This window comes from Streptomyces sp. NPDC127100, assembly GCF_042724095.1.
Taxonomy (GTDB): domain Bacteria; phylum Actinomycetota; class Actinomycetes; order Streptomycetales; family Streptomycetaceae; genus Streptomyces.
The window spans coordinates 13,434-29,585 of record NZ_JBHXFL010000068.1; the positions used below are offsets into that span (position 1 = coordinate 13,434).

Sequence of the window (16,152 nt, forward strand, 5' to 3'; positions counted from 1 at the left end):
GCCCCTCGGTCACCAGGAGGACCACGCCGATGGCGTCGTCGTTGGAAAAGCCGCTCGACCACCGCTACCGGGGCGAGCACCCGATACGCACGCTCGTCTACCTGCTCCGCGCCGACCGCCGCCGGCTGGCCGGAGCGGTCGCCGTCTTCACCGTCAAGCACAGTCCCGTCTGGCTGCTGCCCCTCATCACGGCGTCCATCATCGACACCGTCGTTCAGCACCGGCCGATCGGCACCCTGTGGACCAGCACCGGGATCATCATGTTCATCCTGGTCGTCAACTACCCGCTGCACCTGCTGTACGTCCGTCTCCTGTACGGCAGCGTCCGCCGGATGGGCACCGCCCTGCGCTCCGCCCTGTGCACGCGCATGCAGCAGCTCTCCATCGGCTACCACTCGCGCGTCAGCGCCGGAGTGCTGCAGGCCAAGGTCGTTCGGGACGTCGAGACCGTGGAGCAGATGGTGCAGCAGACCGCCGAGACCGGCCTCGGCGCGCTCACCGTCCTCACCGGCGGCCTCGTCATCATCGCCGTCCGCACACCGGAGTTCCTGCCCGTCTTCCTCGTCGTCGTGCCCGCCGCCTCCCTCCTCGTCGCCCGGCTGCGCGCCCGGCTGCGGGCCCACAACGAACACTTCCGGCACGAGGTGGAGACCCTCTCCTCCCGCGTCACGGAGATGACCCGGCTCATCCCGGTCACCCGCGCCCACGGGCTGGAGGGCAAGGCGCTGCGCCGCATGGACGGCACCCTGGACCGGCTGCTGACGTCGGGGATGCGCCTGGACCTGGTCAACGGCCGCTTCGGCTCGCTGTCCTGGGTCGTGCTCAACGTCGTCGGCGTCCTGGTCCTCGCGGGCGCGGCACTGGTCTCGTACTACGACGTGTGGGGTGTGAGCGCCGGCGACGTCGTGATGCTGAGCGCCTTCCTGACCACACTGACCAACTCCACCACGACGCTGGCGGGCCTCGCCCCGGTCATCACCAAGGGCCTGGAGTCGGTCCGCTCGGTCGGCGAGGTGCTCCAGGCGCCCGAACTGGAGGACAACGAGGGCAAGGCGGAGGTCACGTCCCTGCGCGGGGCCGTCACCTTCGAGAAGGCCGGCCACGCCTACGAGGACGACGGGCGGCCCGCCGTGCGCGACTTCACCCTCGCGGTCGAGCCGGGCGAGACCGTCGCGCTGGTCGGCGCCTCCGGCGCGGGCAAGTCCACCGTGCTCAACCTCGTGATCGGCTTCCTGCGCCCCACCAGCGGCCGCGTCCTCCTCGACGGCACCGACATGAGCACTCTCGACCTGCGCACGTACCGGCGTTTCGTCTCGGTGGTGCCGCAGGAGTCCATCCTCTTCGACGGCACGATCCGGGAGAACGTGGCCTACGGCATGGACGACGCCGACGAGGAGGCGGTGCGCGCGGCGCTGCGCGACGCCAACGCGCTGGAGTTCGTCGAGCGGCTGCCGCAGGGCCTGGACACCCTGGTCGGGGAGCACGGCGCCCGTCTGTCCGGCGGTCAGCGTCAGCGCCTGGCCATCGCCCGGGCCCTGATCCGTGACCCCAAGGTGCTCATCCTCGACGAGGCCACCTCCGCCCTGGACACCCGGTCGGAGGCGCTGGTCCAGCAGGCCCTCGCCCGGCTGTTGCGCGGGCGCACCACGTTCGTCGTCGCGCACCGGCTGTCCACCGTGCGGGGCGCGGACCGGATCGTGGTGATGGGGGAGGGGCGGATCCTCGAGGTCGGCACGCACGAGGACCTGCTGCGCAGGCAGGGTGCGTACACGGCCCTGCACAGCGGCCAGGTCGCCTGACCGCCACCAGGGCGTTCCTCACCTTTTCCACCCTCTTGTCAACCCATCAGGCCCTCGATCGGACACATAACGAACGAATCTAGTCAATTGCGAGCGAGGGTGCTCATGGAGTGAATGTTTCGTCAGGGTTCGGGCATACGCAGCGAAAATCGAGAGAGGGGCGCTTCGTGCTCGAACCGGACCCGAAGGTCGTCAGGGAGTTGCTGACGCGGTACGCGTCACTGCGGATCGCTCAGGCGGAGAGGGAGCGGCCGGCGACGGCGCGCGAGCTGGCGGACGTCAGCTACACCCTGTGCGTGATGATGGCGACGACCACCATCCACGAAGCGGTGGCCAAGGCGGACGAGCTGCTGCTGGTCAAGGGGCGGGCACAGGCCGCCGTCCGGACCGCGGACCCCGACGGGGAGAGCGACCTGTCGCTGGCCGTGTGACGCCGGACCGGGGCCCGTTCCGCGGAGCCGCCCGGAAACGTCCGGCGCGGTCCGCGGGACGGGCCCCGCGCACGTCGGCCGGGCCCGGGCCCCGTCACCTCCTCGGGGGGAAAGCGCACCCTCGGGCGGCCGGACGCCTAGACTGCTCAGTCGCGCCTCCGTGCGGGGGCGGACGACACGAAAGGCACGTTGACGGGTGTTCCAGGATTCCCCCATCTACGACCGACTCGTCGCCGAATGCGGTGACGTCCCCACGCAGGTGCGCCGGGAGGCCGAGCGAGTGAGCAGGGAACTGGAGGTCGTCATGCGGCCCCTGCACTCGCCCGGCCACCTGCCCGGCGCCGAGCGCACCCCGTCCCCCGGCGCCGGCTGGCAGCGCACCGCGCTGCTGCCGGGGCCGCGCACGCACTGACGCGGATCACCCGACGGCCGCGGGGTCCGTGCCGCCCTCCGCCGCCGCCGGCTCCGCGCCGCCCGACCGGGCCAGCCACCGGGCGATGGTGCGGGCGATCGGCTGACCCGTGTCCACCTCGACGAAGCCGAACTGCCCCGACTGGTTGCACTCCAGGAACCACCAGGTGCCGTCACCGTCCTCGGCGAAGTCGAAGGCCCCGTACGCCAGGTGCGCCCCGCGCATGTAGGCCAGAACGGCCTCGGCGACGCGCTGCGGCACCCCCGTCGGCCGCCACTGCTCGCCGGACGAGGAGAATCGGACGTCCACCTCCTGCGCGTCCCGGTCGGCCAGGGCCGTCCTGCGGGCGGCCAGCAGCCGGTCGCCGACCACGGTGAGCCGGACGTCGGCACGCTTGGCGACCCGGCGTTGCAGCAGCGTCGGGCCGAGGGCGACGGCGGAGAAGTCCGCCTCGGGCGGGACCCGGCTGGTCGGCACCGCCAACGGCGGATCCTGCGGGTGCGCGCCGGAGACGGGCTTGACCACCAGGTCCGGGTACCGCTCGGCGAACTCGCGCGCCGCCCGCGGGAACGTCGTGATCAGCGTGGCCGGCACGGGCAGCCCGCACTGCTGTGCGTGACGCAGCTGCCAGGGCTTGAACCGGGCCCGGTGGGCCGCGTCCGGCTGGTTCATCCACCGCGCCCCGCAGCCGCGGAGCATGCCGTAGAGCGCCTGCGCGGACTCCTCGGTCAGCCACGCCGAGGGCTCGGCGGCCCGCGCGGCGGCGGCGCCCGGCCTGCGCACCCAGACGGACCGCAGCCCCCCGATGCTCACCAGACGGCCCCCCGACGACAGATGGCCGCGGAAGGAGCCGTGCACGAACTCACCGGAGAGCGCGACGGAATGGGTCAGGTCGGCGGGGTCCATGCGGACCACCGGCACTCCCGACGCGTTCAGGTGCACGACCACCATGTCCGCGGTGACGTCCTCTTCACAGGTCAGGATCAGCACGGTCATTCTCGGCGGCCCGTGTTCAGTCGTCGAAGTGGGTCTTCGACCCCGCCGTGGAGGTCGTGGTGCCCAGTTCTCTCAGCAGCGCGTGGTCACAGGCGGCCACCCGCCCGTCGAGGAGCACGTTCAACTGCAGCCCGGAGTCGTAGACGTACGGAGTGGTGGCTTCCAACTCCACTGCGGGCCGTGCGTAGTTGAGCGCGAACGGTTGCATCGTCTCTCCCTAGTCGGTGCTGCGCCGATCAAGCGATGGTCCCTGTCGCGCCGTCGCCTGGTCCGCCGACTTCCTTCGGCTTCCAGAGACTTATACGAATCGAACGGGTGAATGGTTTCCTTACGCAGCGTAGTCGCGGGGCGGGTGAGTGCCCCGTCCCCGCCCGCCGAAGGAGCCGCGCGCGGAGCGCAGGGCGAGAAGCAGTACGCCGATGTCGTCCAGGTACACCGGATCGGGCAGAAGGTCCGCCGGCAGCACGAAGTAGAGGACGGCGCCCCAGAAGACCCACCGCGGGCCGGCGGGAAGTCCGGCCCTTCTGAGGTCCCGTCGGGTACGGACCAGCCGCACCAGGACGCCGACGGCCACGCAGAGAGCGGCCAGCGCGAGCGCCACCGCCGCGACGATCACCACTGTGGTCGTATCCACCCGGCCGCCCCTCCTCCTGGTGCGCGGCACATGCCCTGTCTGACGGATTCCCTCTCGACGCGGCGATATGGCTCCGCGCCGGGTCTCTCATCCCCGTGGCCCGTCCGAGTGGCACCGTGCGGTGGACGCGCCTAGTAATGGGCACCACCCACCGCGCGTCGCATGCCGGGGACGCAGGGCGGCCGCACCCCCGATCCACGGAGAGACCATGACCACCGGCTCCTCATCATCCCGTACGACCGAATACGCCATATCCGCCGAGGACCTGCCGGCCGGGGAGACGACCTCGGCCACCGGCACGCACACGGTCCGGCCCTCGACCGCCCGTTCGCCCGCCCGGAGGGGACCCGTCCCGCGGGAACCCACCCTGCGGCAACGCATGTTCCGTGCCGGCGGCCCCTCCCGGCCGGCCCCCCGGGAACCGGTCCCCGAGCCGGACGTCGCGGACCTCCTCTCCGACGAGGACCTCTTCCCCGACGAGGACCCCCACGGAGTCCCCGCCCGTGAACCCGCGGACCGTGACGACGCGTCGCGGTCGTACGGAGACCCCGTCGGCGACCTCGTGCGCGCCGCCGTGGCCGACCGGCCGCTGGAAGAGGTCGTCGACCTGATCACGATGCTGGAGCAGTCCCCCCTGTACGCGGGGGCCACGGGCGACGCGCTCCGCGCGGTGGGCGTCGCCCGGTCGGTGGAGGACGTCACCCGGCTGGCGGACCTGCTGACCCGGCCGCCCCGCCGCGCGGACAGCGCGGACGAGGCGATCCGCGCCGCGGTGGCACACCACCCGGTGGAGGACGTCACCCGGCTGATGACCCTGCTGCACCGCACCCCCCTGGAGCCGCGGTGCGGGCAGGAGGCCGTACGGGCCGCCGCCACCGGCCGGCCCGTCGAGGACCTGGTCGAACTGATCGGCAGGCTGGCCGAGGAGCAGCGGTCGCACGCCGGCCGGCCGGAGCCGGGGCCCGCGCGGCCGGTCCCGGAGGACGGGTACGCGACGGAGGAGCCGTGGCCCGCGGAGGAACCGGCGGCCACGGCCGTGGCCGGCTCCCGGCGCCGCGAACGACGCCGCGCCCTGCTTCCGGTCCGGTGGGCGCGGGCCCGCGGCCGTGCGCCGCGCGACCGCGACCGCCGTCCCGTGGTGCGCCGGGCCGTCGGGCGGGCGCTGTGGCCGACGTGGTGCACCGTCACCGCGCTCGCCGGCTGCGGCGTCGCCCACTTCCCCCTGCACCGGAACGACGCGTCCGTCGGAGGTTACGCGGTCGCGCTCGGCATGTCGGCGCTCTGTCTGGCCGTCGCCCTGGTCCTGACCGTGCGCGCCGCCGTGCCGGTGCTCGCCGTCGCGGTCGTGCTGCCGGCGGCGCTGGCCGCGGCCGGGCTCTACGGCACCGCCGCCCCCTCGGCGGAGGTGTCCCGGACCGTGGACCTCACCCTCGCACCCGCCTGGGTCGCCGTGGGAGCCGCCGTACTGGCGTCACTGGTCGCGCTGACGGCACTGTGCGTCCGGGTCGCCTCCCAGGCCCCCGCCCGGGGCCGGACGGTCCGCACCGTCACCCGGGCCCGCCGCGCCGACTGACCCTGCGTCCGGCCCGTCGTGGCCCGCGCCGGGCCACCGGCGCGGGCCACGAGGGGCCCCGTCACGCCGCCCCCAGCATGCCCGCGGGGTGCTCGTGCTCGAGCAGTCCCGAGAGCACCCGGTCGGGGGTGAGCGGGAGCTCCCGGAAACGGATGCCGGTGGCGTGGTGGACCGCGTTGCCCACGGCCGCCGCCGCACCGACGATGCCTATCTCACCGATCCCCTTGCTGCCCATGGGGTTGAGGTGGGCGTCGTCCTCTTCCACCCAGTACGCCTCCACGGACGGGACGTCGGCGTGCACGGGCACGTGGTACGACGCGAGGTCGGACTCGGTGAAGTCGCCGAAGGCCGGGTCCACCGTGCTGTCCTCGGTCAGCGCCATGCCCAGCCCCATCGTCATCCCGCCGACGAACTGGGAGCGCGCCGTACGGGCGTTGAGGATGCGCCCCGCGGCGAAGACGCCCAGCATCCGCCGTACCCGCACCTCCCCGGAGACCGTGTCGACGGTGACCTCGGCGAAGTGAGCCCCGAACGCGTGCCGTGCGTAGGGGCTCTCGGCGTCGGCGGTGCCGGAGGTGTCGGCCTCGGCCACCACGCCCTCGGCGGGCAGCGGGCCGGTGGGGCCGGCCAACTGCCCGGCCAGCCGGGAGCACGCCTCGTGCACGGCCCAGCCCCAGGAGGCGGTGCCGGACGAGCCGCCCGCCACCGGCGCGAACCCGATGTCGCTGTCCGCCACCTCGATGCGGACCCGGTCCAGGGGCACGCCGAGGACGTCGGCCGCTATCTGCGCGCACACCGTCCGCGCCCCGGTGCCGATGTCCGTGGCGTTGACCCGCACCAGGAAGCCGCCGTCGGGCAGCGCCCGGGCCGAGGCGCGGCAGGGCGCGGCCATCACCGGATACGTGGCGGCGGCCACCCCGCTCCCCACCAGGAGGGGGCCCTCGGTGCGGGACCGCGGACGCGGATCGCGCCCCGCCCACCCGAACCGGCTCGCGCCCTCGCGCAGACACTCCACGAGATGCCTGCTGCTGAAGGGCCGTCCGCTCTCGGGCTCGGTCTCCGGCTCGTTGCGCACCCGCAGCTCCACCGGGTCGATGCCGAGTCCGGCGGCGAGCTCGTCCATCGCGGACTCCAGCGCGTACATGCCGGGGCACTCGCCCGGGGCCCGCATCCAGGACGGCGTCGGCACGTCCAGGGGCACCACGCGGTGGACCGTGCGCAGCGCGGGTGTGCCGTACATGACGCGCGCGGGGACCGCCGCCTGCTCCACGAACTCCTTCACCCGCGACGTGTGCGTCGTCGCCTCGTGGGACAGCGACGTGAGCCGCCCGCCGGCGTCGGCGCCGAGGCGCAGCCGGTGCAGGGTCGGCGCGCGGTGTCCGACGACGCAGGGCAGGTAGCGGCGCGGCAGGGCGACGGTCACCGGCCGGCCGGTGTGCAGCGACGCCATCGCGGCCAGGACCACGTCGGGCCGGGGCGTTCCCTTGGACCCGAAACCGCCGCCCACGTGCTCGGCGCGGACCGTGATCCGGTCCTCGGTCAGCCCGAACAGCCGGGCGAGCTCCTTCCGCACGGCGGTGGTGCCCTGGCTGGAGGAGTGCACGGTCAGCCGCTCGCCGTCCCACACCGCGGTGCTGGAGTGCGGCTCCATCGGGTGGTTGTGCAGCGGCGGCACCCGGTACACGACGTCGATCCGGGCCGGTGAGGACGCGAAGGCACCGTCGGCGTCGCCGTTCTCGGTGGTGGCCGGAAAACCTCCGTTGGCCGTCTCGGGGACATAGGCCCCGGCGTGGTCGGCGGTGAGCGTCACGTCGTGGTCCTGCGCCTCGTAGGTGACGCGGACGGCGGCGGCACCCGCCCGGGCCGCCTCCAGCGTCTCACCCACCACCAGGCCCACGAACCAGCCCCGGTGCGGCACCTTGGGGCTCTGGAGCACGGCGAGCGTCGGGTCGTCAGGCTCTCCCAGCCGGGGGGCGTTCTCGTGCGTGAGCACCGCCAGCACGCCCGGCAGGGCGAGCGCGGGCGCGGTGTCCACGCCGGTCACCCGGCCGCGCGCGACCGCCGCCGGCACGGGCCAGGCCTGCACGCGGCCGGGGACGTCGAACTCGGCCGCGTACCGGGCGGTGCCGGTGACCTTCTCCCGCCCCTCCCGGCGCTCGGCGGGAGCGCCCAGCACGGTCTCGGTGCCGGTCATGGAATCCTCCTCGGGGACGCCGGTGTCAGTCGATGGCGGCGGGCGGCGCCAGCCGGCCCAGTACGTCCAGGGCGAGCCGGCGGGCCAGCGGCACCTTGTAGGCGTTGTCCCGCAACGGCTCGGCGGCCGCCAGCTCCAGGTCGAGGGCGTGCTCGAACGCGGCCGTCGTGGGCGCCGCGCCGAGCAGCGCCTGCTCGGCCCGCCGGGCCCGCCACGGACGGTGCGCGAGCGCGCCGAACGCGATCCCGGCGCGTTCCACCACGCCGTCCGCCAGGTGCAGCACGACGGCGACGGAGGCCAGCGCGAAGGCGTACGACGCCCGGTCCCGGGCCTTGCGGTAGGCGGACGGCAGTCCGGCCGTCGCGGCCGGCAGGACCACACCGGTGATCAGCTCGCCGGGCCGGATCTCGGTGTCCCGTTCGGGATGCTCGCCGGGCAGCCGGTGGAACTCGGCGGCGGGCACGCTCCGGGCGCCCTCCGTGCCGTGCAGCTCCACGCGCGCGTCGAGCGCGGCCAGCGCCACGGCCATGTCCGAGGGGTGGGTGGCGATGCACAGCCCGGACCCCCCGAGCACCGCGTGATCGCGGTGCACCCCCTCCAGGGCGCCGCAGCCGGTGCCGGGCGCCCGCTTGTTGCAGGGCTTGGACAGATCCTGGAAGTAGGGGCAGCGGGTGCGCTGCAGCAGGTTCCCGCCGGTGGTCGCGGCGTTGCGCAACTGACCCGAGGCGCCCGCCAGCAGGGCCTGGGACAGCGCGGGGTAGCGGTCGCGGACGGCCGGATGGGCGGCGAGGTCGCTGTTGCGCACCATGGCGCCGACCCGCAGCGAGCCGTCGGGCAGCTCCTCCACGGAGTCCAGCGGCAGCCGGGTGACGTCGACGAGGGCGGCGGGCGTCTCCACGCCGAGCTTCATCAGGTCGACCAGGTTGGTGCCCCCGCCGAGGTAGCGGGCGCCGGGGTGGGCGGCGAACGCGTCGGTGGCCTCCTCGACGCTGCCCGCCCGTACGTAGGCGAAGGGCTTCACGGGATCACGTCCTCGACCGCGTCGGCGATGCGCGGATAGGCCCCGCACCGGCACAGGTTGCCGCTGAGCCGCTCCCGGATCTCGTCCCGGTCCAGCGGCACCGGCCCGCCGGAGGGCGTCGCCGGGTCCGTGACGTGGGAGGGGTGACCGGCCTCGGCCTCGGCGAGCGCACCGACCGCGGAGCAGATCTGGCCGGGGGTGCAGTAACCGCACTGGAAGGCGTCGCGCTCCAGGAACGCGCGCTGCAGCGGGTGCAGTTCCTCGCCGTCCCCGGCGAGGCCCTCGACGGTGGTGACCTCACTGCCGTCCAGGGCGACGGCCAGCTGCAGGCAGCTGTTGACGCGCCGGCCGTCGACCAGGACCGTGCAGGCGCCGCACTGTCCGTGGTCGCAGCCCTTCTTGGCGCCCGCGAGCCCGAGGTCCTCCCGCAGGAGGTCCAGCAGGACGCGACGGTGGTCGACGGAGAGGGTGTGGGGTTTGCCGTTGACCCGCAGGGTGGTGTCCGAGCGGTGCGGCTCGGACGGACGGGAAGCGGGGGAGGCGCTCCGGTGCTGGCTGTCCATGGCGACGCTGACCTTCCGGGACGGGCCGTGCTGCTGTGCAGACCGCGTATCCACGTCACGCCGGCTGACACGTGAGGGTTCCCTGAGTCGCTCCGCCGGCGCCGTCCTAGGGTGGCGCCATGACCACGGAACACGAGAACGCCACGGACCCGGTCCGCGTCGTGCGCGACGCGTACGAGACGCTGGCGGCGGTCGTCCGCCCGCTGGGGGACGAGGAGTCGTGGCTGCCGACCGACTGCACCGGATGGGCGGTGCGCGATCTGGTGTTCCACCTGCTCGGGGACGCCCAGCGGGCCCTGGTGGCGCTGCACACCCCCGCCGGCGGGCCGCCCGACCGGGATGCCGTCAGCTACTGGCGCGACTGGGCGCCCGACCCAGCCGGCGCCGCCCACGGACGGCGCTGGAACCGGGTCGCGGCGAGCATGTTCCTCGACTTCGGACAGCTCAAGGAGTCCTACCTGGAGACGGCGGCGGCGACCGTGACGGCCGCGGCGACGGCCGAGCCGCACCGCCCGGTGCGCACCCAGGGACATGTGCTGACCGCCGGGGACCTGCTGACGACCCTCGGCGTCGAGGCGACCGTGCACCACCTCGACCTGACCGTCGCACTGCCCGCCGCGCCCGGTCCGTCACCGGCGGGGCTGACCGCGGTCCGCGCCACCCTCGACGGTCTCCTGGGGCGCCCGGTCCCGCTGGACTGGAGCGACCGGCACTACGCCCGGGCCGGCACCGGACGCGCCGCGCTCACCGCGGTCGAACGGCGGGCCCTGGGCGCCGACGCGGACCGCCTCCCGCTCTTCTGCTGAGCGCGACCGGCGGCCGTCAGTCGCCGCGCCCGGCGCTCCTGAAGCGTTCCAGCGTGCGGGTCAGCCCCCGCAGCGGGGACGGCACCGGCGTCTCGGACGGAGGGGGCCCGGCCGGGGCGGGCCCGGCGGACTCGCGGTACGCGGCCAGCGCCTCGGCCGCGCGCTCGGCCGCCTCCCGGTACAGGTCCCGGGACTGCGTCATGGCCTCCAGCGCCTCGGCGTACATGGCCACCAGCTTGCGCTCGCGGGCCAGTTCCTCCTCCAGGGTGAGCAGCCGCCAGTCCTCCCGCAGCGCGCCGAGCGCCTCCTCGGCACCGTCCACGAGCGGCCGGGGGAGCACCGCGAAGGCCGTCACCGCCGCGATGAGGTCGACGGGCTCGCTGCCGTCCAGGAACACACTGCGGACGGAGAAGTCCTCGGCGTCGTACTCCTCCGGGGCCGGGGTGCCGGGCAGGACCACCGCGCCGCCGCGCGGCACCTGGACGCCGAAGTCCTCCAGCGCCCAGTTCACCACCCGGAGCTGCTGCGGTGCCGCGCGGTGCTCGACCACGCGGTGGCGCAGACTCGCGGGCAGCCGCTCCGCCAGCGGCACCCGGCCGCGGTGGTCGGGCGTCATCGCCTCGTGCACGACGACGTGGATGTTCCACGCGCCGCGCCCGGCCTCCTTGAGCAGCCGCCGTACGGCCTTGTCGTCGTCCGGCAGGTTGTTGATCCCCCGCAGCCGCAGGCCGGTGGCGATGTCGCGGTCCCAGGTGACGTCGGGATCGTCGGGCCAGAACATCGTGGCGGGCGACGGCCAGGCGGGGTCCCAGGCCTCCTCGGCCTCCGCGAGCAGCGTCCAGTCCTGTCCGCCCGCCGAGCCCGGCGCCAGCGTCAGCCGGGCGCGCACGGTGACCGTGCCACCGGCCCTCCAGCGTGCCTCGAAGATCTTCGGGCCGGGTGAGCCGTCCCGGGCCGGGTCCTCGGGCAGCTCCTGGAAGTCGTCGAGGACATGGCCGTCCTTGAGCCGTCGCAGGGTGCGCCGGACGGTGTCCTCCGCGGCGGATCCGACGTGGCGGCCGCGAGCCGGCCACACCGTGGGTGGAGTCGTGGGGCGGGCGGTGGAAGAGGTCGGCATGAGTCCATCTGCGAGGCGGAGGTACGGGCGAAAGGCCAGTATCGTCGCCGCCGGCCACCGGAGGTCACCCGGGGTCCGCCGACCGGGCGTGCCCCGTACCCCGACCGGCGCGGTCCGACGGTGCCGGAGGCGGATCGCGGCGAGGCTGGGGGCGAGGACGGCGGAAGACCGCACGGCACGACAGGGAGTGACCCGATGAACCTCGACCTCGGCGGGCGGACCGCGCTGGTGACCGGCTCCACGCAGGGCATCGGGGCGGCGATCGCCGCCGGGCTGGCCCGGGCCGGTGCCACGGTGGGCGTCAACGGACGCGACGCCGCCCGGCTGGCGGAGAGCATCGCCGGGCTGAGGGCCGCGGTCCCCGACGGCGAGTTCGTGGCCGTCGCCGCTGACCTCGGCACCGAGGAGGGCGCGGACCGGGCCGTCCGGACGCTGCCCGACGTGGACATCCTCGTCAACAACCTCGGCGTCTTCGGCGCCGTACCCGCGCTGGAGATCAGCGACGACGAGTGGCGCCGGTACTTCGAGATCAACGTCCTCGCGGGCGTCAGGCTGACCCGTGCCCTTCTCCCCCGGATGAGGGAACGGGGCTGGGGCCGGGTGCTCTACATCGCGAGTGACTCGGCCGTGGTCGTCCCGGCGGAGATGATCCACTACGGGGTCTCGAAGACGGCCCTGCTCGCGGTGAGCCGCGGCTTCGCCAAGGAGGCGGCCGGCAGCGGCGTCACGGTGAACTCCGTCATCGCCGGACCGACCCACACCGAGGGCGTCGAGGACTTCGTCCACCAGCTCGTCGACCGCGACCTGCCCTGGGAGGAGGCGCAGCGGGTCTTCATGCGCGAACACCGCCCGCAGTCGCTGCTCCAGCGGCTGATCGAGCCCGAGGAGATCGCGAACCTCGTGGTCTACCTGAGCTCGCCGTTGGCCTCCGCCACGACCGGCGCCGCGGTGCGCGCCGACGGGGGATACATCGACTCGATCCTCCCGTAGCCGGCGCCCGTGGGCCGGTCCCCGGCGGCCGGAGGCCCGGGTTGCGACGCGCGGTTCACGTCGTTCCCGGGCCGTGAGGTCCCGCCGTCGGTCAGGGCGTCCGCCCGCCCGTGGGGGACGGGCCCCGAGACGTCACTCGTCCGGTGGCGCCGCGCGCCGCCGGTCCGCGGAGTCCCAGGCCCGCGTGTCGCGAGGTTCCACGTACGGCTCGTCCTCGGGCGGATGGCCGCCGTCGATGACACGCTGCCGGGCCAGCTCGGCGTCGAACTCCAGGCCCAGGAGGATCGCCAGGTTCGTCACCCACAGCCAGACCAGGAAGACGATGACGCCCGCGAGCGTGCCGTACGTCTTGTTGTACGAGCCGAAGTTCGCCACGTAGAAGGCGAACCCGGCGGAGGCCACGAGCCAGACCAGCAGGGCGATGACGCTGCCCGGCGTGATCCACTTGAAGCCCCGCACCCGGGCGTTCGGAGTGGCCCAGTACAGGATCGCGATCATCATCGTGACGAGCAGCACCAGGACGGGCCACTTGGCGAAGGACCACACGGTCAGCGCGGTGTCGCCGACGCCGAGCGCGGTGCCCGCCTGCCGGGCCAGCGTGCCGGTGAACACCACGATGAGGGCGCTGACCACGGCCAGCAGGAGCAGCACCACGGTCAGCGCCACCCGCAGCGGCAGCACCTTCCACACCGGCCGTCCCTCCGGCACGTCGTAGACCGCGTTGGCCGCGCGGATGAACGCGGCCACGTAGCCGGACGCCGACCAGACGGCACCGAGCAGACCGACCACCGCGAGTACGGAGCCCAGGCCCGCCTTGGCCTGCAACTGCTTCACCGCGTCGCTGATGATGTCCCGCGCGGACCCCGGGGCGAGCTTCTGGATGTTGTCCAGGACCTCCTGGGTGGCGGACTGCCCGGCGATCCCGAGCAGGGAGACCAGCACCAGCAGCGCCGGGAAGAGCGACAGGATCCCGTAATAGGTCAGGGCGGCGGCGCGGTCGGTCAGCTCGTCGTCCTTGAACTCGGACAGCACACGCCGCAGCAGCGCCTTCCACGAGCGCTTCGGCAGTTCGGTGGGGGAGTCGGGGGCGGCCCGCTCGGTGGAGGCGCCCGGACCGTAGTCCTCGGGCGCCTTGCCGTCGGTGGTGCGGTCGGGGTCCGGTGCGTGTTTCCCGTCGTGGGAAGGGGGCTGTTCGGCCATGTCAGGGCGGGTTGCCCGTCCGGGCGGGTCCACTCCTGCGCCCTCTCCTTCCCAGGGCCGAAACGTCGCAGTATGCCGCAGCGGGGGCACGTTCCTCTGGAAAATGCCAAAGCGCTCACCGTACCCGTGCACTTTCCGTAGTCTCGGCGTCACGTTCGCGGTACAGCCGTGCAGGGGGAGGGGATCCGGCGTGCCCGGAATCGACGAGAGTCTGCTGGAGGCCATGCGGCTGCCCGGCGCACGGGGCGCTTCGCTGGTCGACTGGATCAGCGGCCTCGCCCTCGGCGCGGTGGGGGAGGCGCCGGGCGGCGACCCGGAGGCGACGGCAGCGGAAACGGCGGAACTCGCCCGGCACATCGCGGAGAGCGGTTCCCTGGCACCGGCCGGCGAGGCACCGCCGGAGCAGGAGCCGCCGGTCGAGGACATGATCGTCACGACGGCGGACTCCTACCACCTGCTCAGGTTCGTCAGCACGCCCTTCGACAGCACCGTCTTCCTCCACCTCTGGCTCGACCGCAACGACGGCAACCTCGCGCTGGCCCGCATACGGCTGGCCGAGATGGCGGATCGCCTGGTGCTCGGATGACCGCGGCGACCACGGCCTGGGCCGCGCACGGAACCACGTCGGAGGCCCTCGGCACCCTCGCGGCCGAGGGTGCCACCGGCGCCCTGTCGGGCGAGCGCGGCATCGTCTACCTCTCGGCGGGCCGCGTCGTCCACGTGGAGTCGGCCCTCACCCCGGACCTCGGCGCGCTGCTCACCCGCAGCGGCGCCGTCCCGCCGGACGGCTGGTGGGAGGCGGTCGACCGGGGCGGAACCCACCACCGGGTCGGGCACCGGCTGGTGGACAGCGGCCGGCTCCCCGCCGGTGCCCTGGAGGTCTGCCACCTGGGCGCGCTGTTCGACGCCGCGTACTTCGTCCTCGCCCACGACACCCGCGCGCACCGCTTCCGGCCCGGTGCCCTGCACTGGCTCGGCGCGGTGCGGTCCGTGCCCGTGGACACCGTCGTAAGGGAGTCGAGGCGCCGCCGCGCCCTGCTGGAACGCATATGGCCGGACCCCGACATCGACGTCGTGCCGCTCGTCCGGGTGCCCGGCGCCGGCACCGGCGACCTGCCGGCCCGGCGCAGCCGGACCCTGACCCAGGTCGACGGCGTGCGCACCGCCTGCGACATCGCCGCGTCCCTCGCCTGCCGGACCTACCACACCCTCGTCGAACTGCGCCGCCTGGCCGCCGACGGACTCGTCACCGCCGCCCCGAGCAGACCCGCACCGGCCGCGGGGGGCCGGGAGGCGCACCCGGTCACGTGGGACGACCCGGACACGGCACTGCTGCGCCGGCTTCGAGACGCCCTGGAGGCCCTGTGATACGCGCGCGTCGCCAGCGTGCCGAAAGGAGACTGCTCATCATGGCCGTCGAGAGCGACGTCCTGGACGAACTGCACCGCCTGCGCAACCGCGTGCCCCAGCTGACCGGATCGCTCGCGGCCACCGTCGACGGGCTCGTGCTGGCCCATGACGCGCCGGGCACCGAACCCGAGGGACTCGCCGCCCTCACCGCCGCCGCGCTCGGCGTGGCCCACCGCATGGCCGATGCCACCGCGCGCGGCGGCTTCCGGGAACTGCTGCTGCGGGGGGCCGACGGCTACGTCGCCACCTACGCGGCCGGCCCGGCCGCCGTGCTCACCCTGCTCGCCGAGGGCCGCGTCAACGTGGGGCGGCTGCACCTGGAGGGCCGGCGCAGCGGCGCCCGCATCGGCGAACTGGTGGCCGCCCACATCGGCCACGAGCGCACCCGTCCCGGCGACCGTCCGGCACCGGGCGAACACGCCGCGACGACGCCGGCCGATCCGGCCCGGCAGATCGGCACCCTGCCGGTGCGCACCCCGCAACGGCCCGCACACGAACCGCGTCCCCAGGCCGGCGGCCACCGCCGGCCCACCTGACCCACGGTCAGGTGTCCACCGATCACGTACGGAAGGAAACCCACGCATGGCCAACCTGGAGACCTCGCTCAAGGAATGCCTGAGCTCGATCGACGGAGCGACCGCCGCCGCGCTGGTCGACTACACCAGCGGCATGGCCCTCGGCACGCTGGGCGGGACCAAGGACTTCAACCTGGAGGTCGCCGCCGCCGGCAACACCGACGTCGTGCGGGCCAAACTGCGCACGATGGAGCTGCTCGGTCTGAAGGAGGAGATCGAGGACATCCTGATCACCCTGAACAGCCAGTACCACCTGATCCGCCTGCTCAAGGGCCGCGGCGGCAACGGGCTGTTCCTCTACCTCGTGCTCGACGGCAGCCGCGCCAACCTGGCGATGGCCCGCCACCAGCTGCGCCGCATCGAGAGCGAGCTGGAGGTCTGACACCCCCGCGGTACGCACACGGGCGCGGCCCGGCGGGAGATTTAGGGTG

General features: G+C 74.1%; 18 protein-coding genes. 10 read left to right on the plus strand and 8 right to left on the minus strand.

Translation table 11 applies throughout. The features are described from left to right. Window positions 1-29 precede the first annotated feature (29 nt). The 3 genes from ACFWJB_RS33710 (at window position 30) to ACFWJB_RS33720 (ending at window position 2,642) form a co-directional block, all read left to right on the plus strand. Window positions 30-1,799 carry an ABC transporter ATP-binding protein gene (locus ACFWJB_RS33710; protein ID WP_385471959.1) on the plus strand — a complete coding sequence of 590 codons (1,770 nt, stop codon included), beginning with the start codon at window positions 30-32 and terminating at the stop codon, window positions 1,797-1,799. Window positions 1,800-1,966: 167 nt separating this feature from the next. Continuing rightward, window positions 1,967-2,230 (plus strand): DUF5133 domain-containing protein, encoded by a 264-nt coding sequence (locus ACFWJB_RS33715; RefSeq protein ID WP_386927035.1) that lies wholly within the window; start codon window positions 1,967-1,969, stop codon window positions 2,228-2,230. A 196-nt stretch (window positions 2,231-2,426) separates the two neighbouring features. After that, window positions 2,427-2,642 carry a hypothetical protein gene (locus ACFWJB_RS33720; RefSeq protein WP_385461769.1) on the plus strand — a complete coding sequence of 72 codons (216 nt, stop codon included), beginning with the start codon at window positions 2,427-2,429 and terminating at the stop codon, window positions 2,640-2,642. Between the two features lie 6 nt (window positions 2,643-2,648). Here ACFWJB_RS33720 and tgmB read toward each other — a convergent pair whose 3' ends face one another. The 3 genes from tgmB to ACFWJB_RS33735 all read right to left on the minus strand — a co-directional run bounded on the left by tgmB (window position 2,649) and on the right by ACFWJB_RS33735 (window position 4,272). Continuing rightward, window positions 2,649-3,638 carry an ATP-grasp ribosomal peptide maturase gene (gene tgmB, locus ACFWJB_RS33725; RefSeq protein ID WP_386927037.1) on the minus strand — a complete coding sequence of 330 codons (990 nt, stop codon included), beginning with the start codon at window positions 3,636-3,638 and terminating at the stop codon, window positions 2,649-2,651. A gap of 16 nt (window positions 3,639-3,654) precedes the next feature. Then, the gene (gene tgmA / locus ACFWJB_RS33730) at window positions 3,655-3,846 is read right to left on the minus strand and encodes a putative ATP-grasp-modified RiPP (RefSeq protein ID WP_003978169.1); all 192 of its coding nucleotides are present in this window, start codon (window positions 3,844-3,846) and stop codon (window positions 3,655-3,657) included. Window positions 3,847-3,966: 120 nt separating this feature from the next. Further along, complete coding sequence (locus ACFWJB_RS33735) at window positions 3,967-4,272, minus strand: YkvA family protein (RefSeq protein ID WP_385461763.1); 306 nt, start codon at window positions 4,270-4,272, stop codon at window positions 3,967-3,969. A gap of 208 nt (window positions 4,273-4,480) precedes the next feature. Between ACFWJB_RS33735 and ACFWJB_RS33740 the strand changes: the two genes are divergently transcribed. After that, entirely contained in the window at window positions 4,481-5,845 is a 1,365-nt protein-coding gene (locus tag ACFWJB_RS33740; protein WP_386927040.1) for a hypothetical protein, read from the plus strand. 61 nt (window positions 5,846-5,906) lie between these two features. On the opposite strand, the gene ACFWJB_RS33745 is transcribed toward ACFWJB_RS33740, so the two are convergent. Genes ACFWJB_RS33745 through ACFWJB_RS33755 form a run of 3 tightly spaced genes read right to left on the minus strand, consistent with a single transcriptional unit; the run spans window position 5,907 to window position 9,623 of the window. Then, window positions 5,907-8,039, minus strand: coding sequence for a xanthine dehydrogenase family protein molybdopterin-binding subunit (locus tag ACFWJB_RS33745; RefSeq protein ID WP_386927042.1), 2,133 nt, complete (start codon window positions 8,037-8,039; stop codon window positions 5,907-5,909). A gap of 25 nt (window positions 8,040-8,064) precedes the next feature. Then, on the minus strand, window positions 8,065-9,060 hold the full coding sequence (locus ACFWJB_RS33750; protein WP_385472283.1) for an FAD binding domain-containing protein: 996 nt from the start codon (window positions 9,058-9,060) through the stop codon (window positions 8,065-8,067). After that, window positions 9,057-9,623, minus strand: coding sequence for a (2Fe-2S)-binding protein (locus ACFWJB_RS33755; RefSeq protein WP_386927045.1), 567 nt, complete (start codon window positions 9,621-9,623; stop codon window positions 9,057-9,059). The genes ACFWJB_RS33750 and ACFWJB_RS33755 overlap by 4 nt, the downstream gene beginning before the upstream one ends. A gap of 119 nt (window positions 9,624-9,742) precedes the next feature. Here ACFWJB_RS33755 and ACFWJB_RS33760 point away from each other — a divergent pair, with 119 nt between their 5' ends. After that, window positions 9,743-10,429 (plus strand): maleylpyruvate isomerase N-terminal domain-containing protein, encoded by a 687-nt coding sequence (locus ACFWJB_RS33760; protein ID WP_386927047.1) that lies wholly within the window; start codon window positions 9,743-9,745, stop codon window positions 10,427-10,429. Between the two features lie 16 nt (window positions 10,430-10,445). Here ACFWJB_RS33760 and ACFWJB_RS33765 read toward each other — a convergent pair whose 3' ends face one another. Further along, window positions 10,446-11,546, minus strand: a complete 1,101-nt coding sequence (locus tag ACFWJB_RS33765) for a hypothetical protein (RefSeq protein ID WP_386927049.1) — start codon at window positions 11,544-11,546, stop codon at window positions 10,446-10,448. Window positions 11,547-11,741: 195 nt separating this feature from the next. Between ACFWJB_RS33765 and ACFWJB_RS33770 the strand changes: the two genes are divergently transcribed. Further along, window positions 11,742-12,536 (plus strand): SDR family NAD(P)-dependent oxidoreductase, encoded by a 795-nt coding sequence (locus tag ACFWJB_RS33770; RefSeq protein ID WP_385472271.1) that lies wholly within the window; start codon window positions 11,742-11,744, stop codon window positions 12,534-12,536. 132 nt (window positions 12,537-12,668) lie between these two features. Here ACFWJB_RS33770 and ACFWJB_RS33775 read toward each other — a convergent pair whose 3' ends face one another. Further along, window positions 12,669-13,769 carry a YihY/virulence factor BrkB family protein gene (locus tag ACFWJB_RS33775; RefSeq protein WP_385472268.1) on the minus strand — a complete coding sequence of 367 codons (1,101 nt, stop codon included), beginning with the start codon at window positions 13,767-13,769 and terminating at the stop codon, window positions 12,669-12,671. A 157-nt stretch (window positions 13,770-13,926) separates the two neighbouring features. On the opposite strand from ACFWJB_RS33775, the gene ACFWJB_RS33780 reads away from it, so the two are divergent. The 4 genes from ACFWJB_RS33780 to ACFWJB_RS33795 are packed head-to-tail and all read left to right on the plus strand — an operon-like array spanning window position 13,927 to window position 16,103. Further along, window positions 13,927-14,322, plus strand: a complete 396-nt coding sequence (locus ACFWJB_RS33780; protein ID WP_386927051.1) for a hypothetical protein — start codon at window positions 13,927-13,929, stop codon at window positions 14,320-14,322. Further along, entirely contained in the window at window positions 14,319-15,104 is a 786-nt protein-coding gene (locus ACFWJB_RS33785; RefSeq protein ID WP_386927053.1) for a hypothetical protein, read from the plus strand. Before ACFWJB_RS33780 ends, ACFWJB_RS33785 begins: the two co-directional genes overlap by 4 nt. Before the next feature lie 41 nt (window positions 15,105-15,145). Continuing rightward, complete coding sequence (locus ACFWJB_RS33790) at window positions 15,146-15,682, plus strand: roadblock/LC7 domain-containing protein (RefSeq protein ID WP_385472260.1); 537 nt, start codon at window positions 15,146-15,148, stop codon at window positions 15,680-15,682. Window positions 15,683-15,728: 46 nt separating this feature from the next. Then, window positions 15,729-16,103 (plus strand): hypothetical protein, encoded by a 375-nt coding sequence (locus ACFWJB_RS33795; protein WP_351141765.1) that lies wholly within the window; start codon window positions 15,729-15,731, stop codon window positions 16,101-16,103. Window positions 16,104-16,152 lie beyond the last annotated feature (49 nt).

What these genes read in the sequence shown, in the direction of transcription:
- ACFWJB_RS33765 (WP_386927049.1), bottom strand. Translation starts at nt 11,546, where the DNA reads ATGCCGACCTCTTCCACCGCCCGCCCCACGACTCCACCCACGGTGTGG.
- ACFWJB_RS33785 (WP_386927053.1), top strand. Translation starts at nt 14,319, where the DNA reads ATGACCGCGGCGACCACGGCCTGGGCCGCGCACGGAACCACGTCGGAG.
- ACFWJB_RS33710 (WP_385471959.1), top strand. Translation starts at nt 30, where the DNA reads ATGGCGTCGTCGTTGGAAAAGCCGCTCGACCACCGCTACCGGGGCGAG.
- ACFWJB_RS33790 (WP_385472260.1), top strand. Translation starts at nt 15,146, where the DNA reads ATGGCCGTCGAGAGCGACGTCCTGGACGAACTGCACCGCCTGCGCAAC.
- ACFWJB_RS33770 (WP_385472271.1), top strand. Translation starts at nt 11,742, where the DNA reads ATGAACCTCGACCTCGGCGGGCGGACCGCGCTGGTGACCGGCTCCACG.
- ACFWJB_RS33795 (WP_351141765.1), top strand. Translation starts at nt 15,729, where the DNA reads ATGGCCAACCTGGAGACCTCGCTCAAGGAATGCCTGAGCTCGATCGAC.
- ACFWJB_RS33755 (WP_386927045.1), bottom strand. Translation starts at nt 9,623, where the DNA reads ATGGACAGCCAGCACCGGAGCGCCTCCCCCGCTTCCCGTCCGTCCGAG.
- tgmA (WP_003978169.1), bottom strand. Translation starts at nt 3,846, where the DNA reads ATGCAACCGTTCGCGCTCAACTACGCACGGCCCGCAGTGGAGTTGGAA.
- tgmB (WP_386927037.1), bottom strand. Translation starts at nt 3,638, where the DNA reads ATGACCGTGCTGATCCTGACCTGTGAAGAGGACGTCACCGCGGACATG.
- ACFWJB_RS33745 (WP_386927042.1), bottom strand. Translation starts at nt 8,039, where the DNA reads ATGACCGGCACCGAGACCGTGCTGGGCGCTCCCGCCGAGCGCCGGGAG.
- ACFWJB_RS33740 (WP_386927040.1), top strand. Translation starts at nt 4,481, where the DNA reads ATGACCACCGGCTCCTCATCATCCCGTACGACCGAATACGCCATATCC.
- ACFWJB_RS33760 (WP_386927047.1), top strand. Translation starts at nt 9,743, where the DNA reads ATGACCACGGAACACGAGAACGCCACGGACCCGGTCCGCGTCGTGCGC.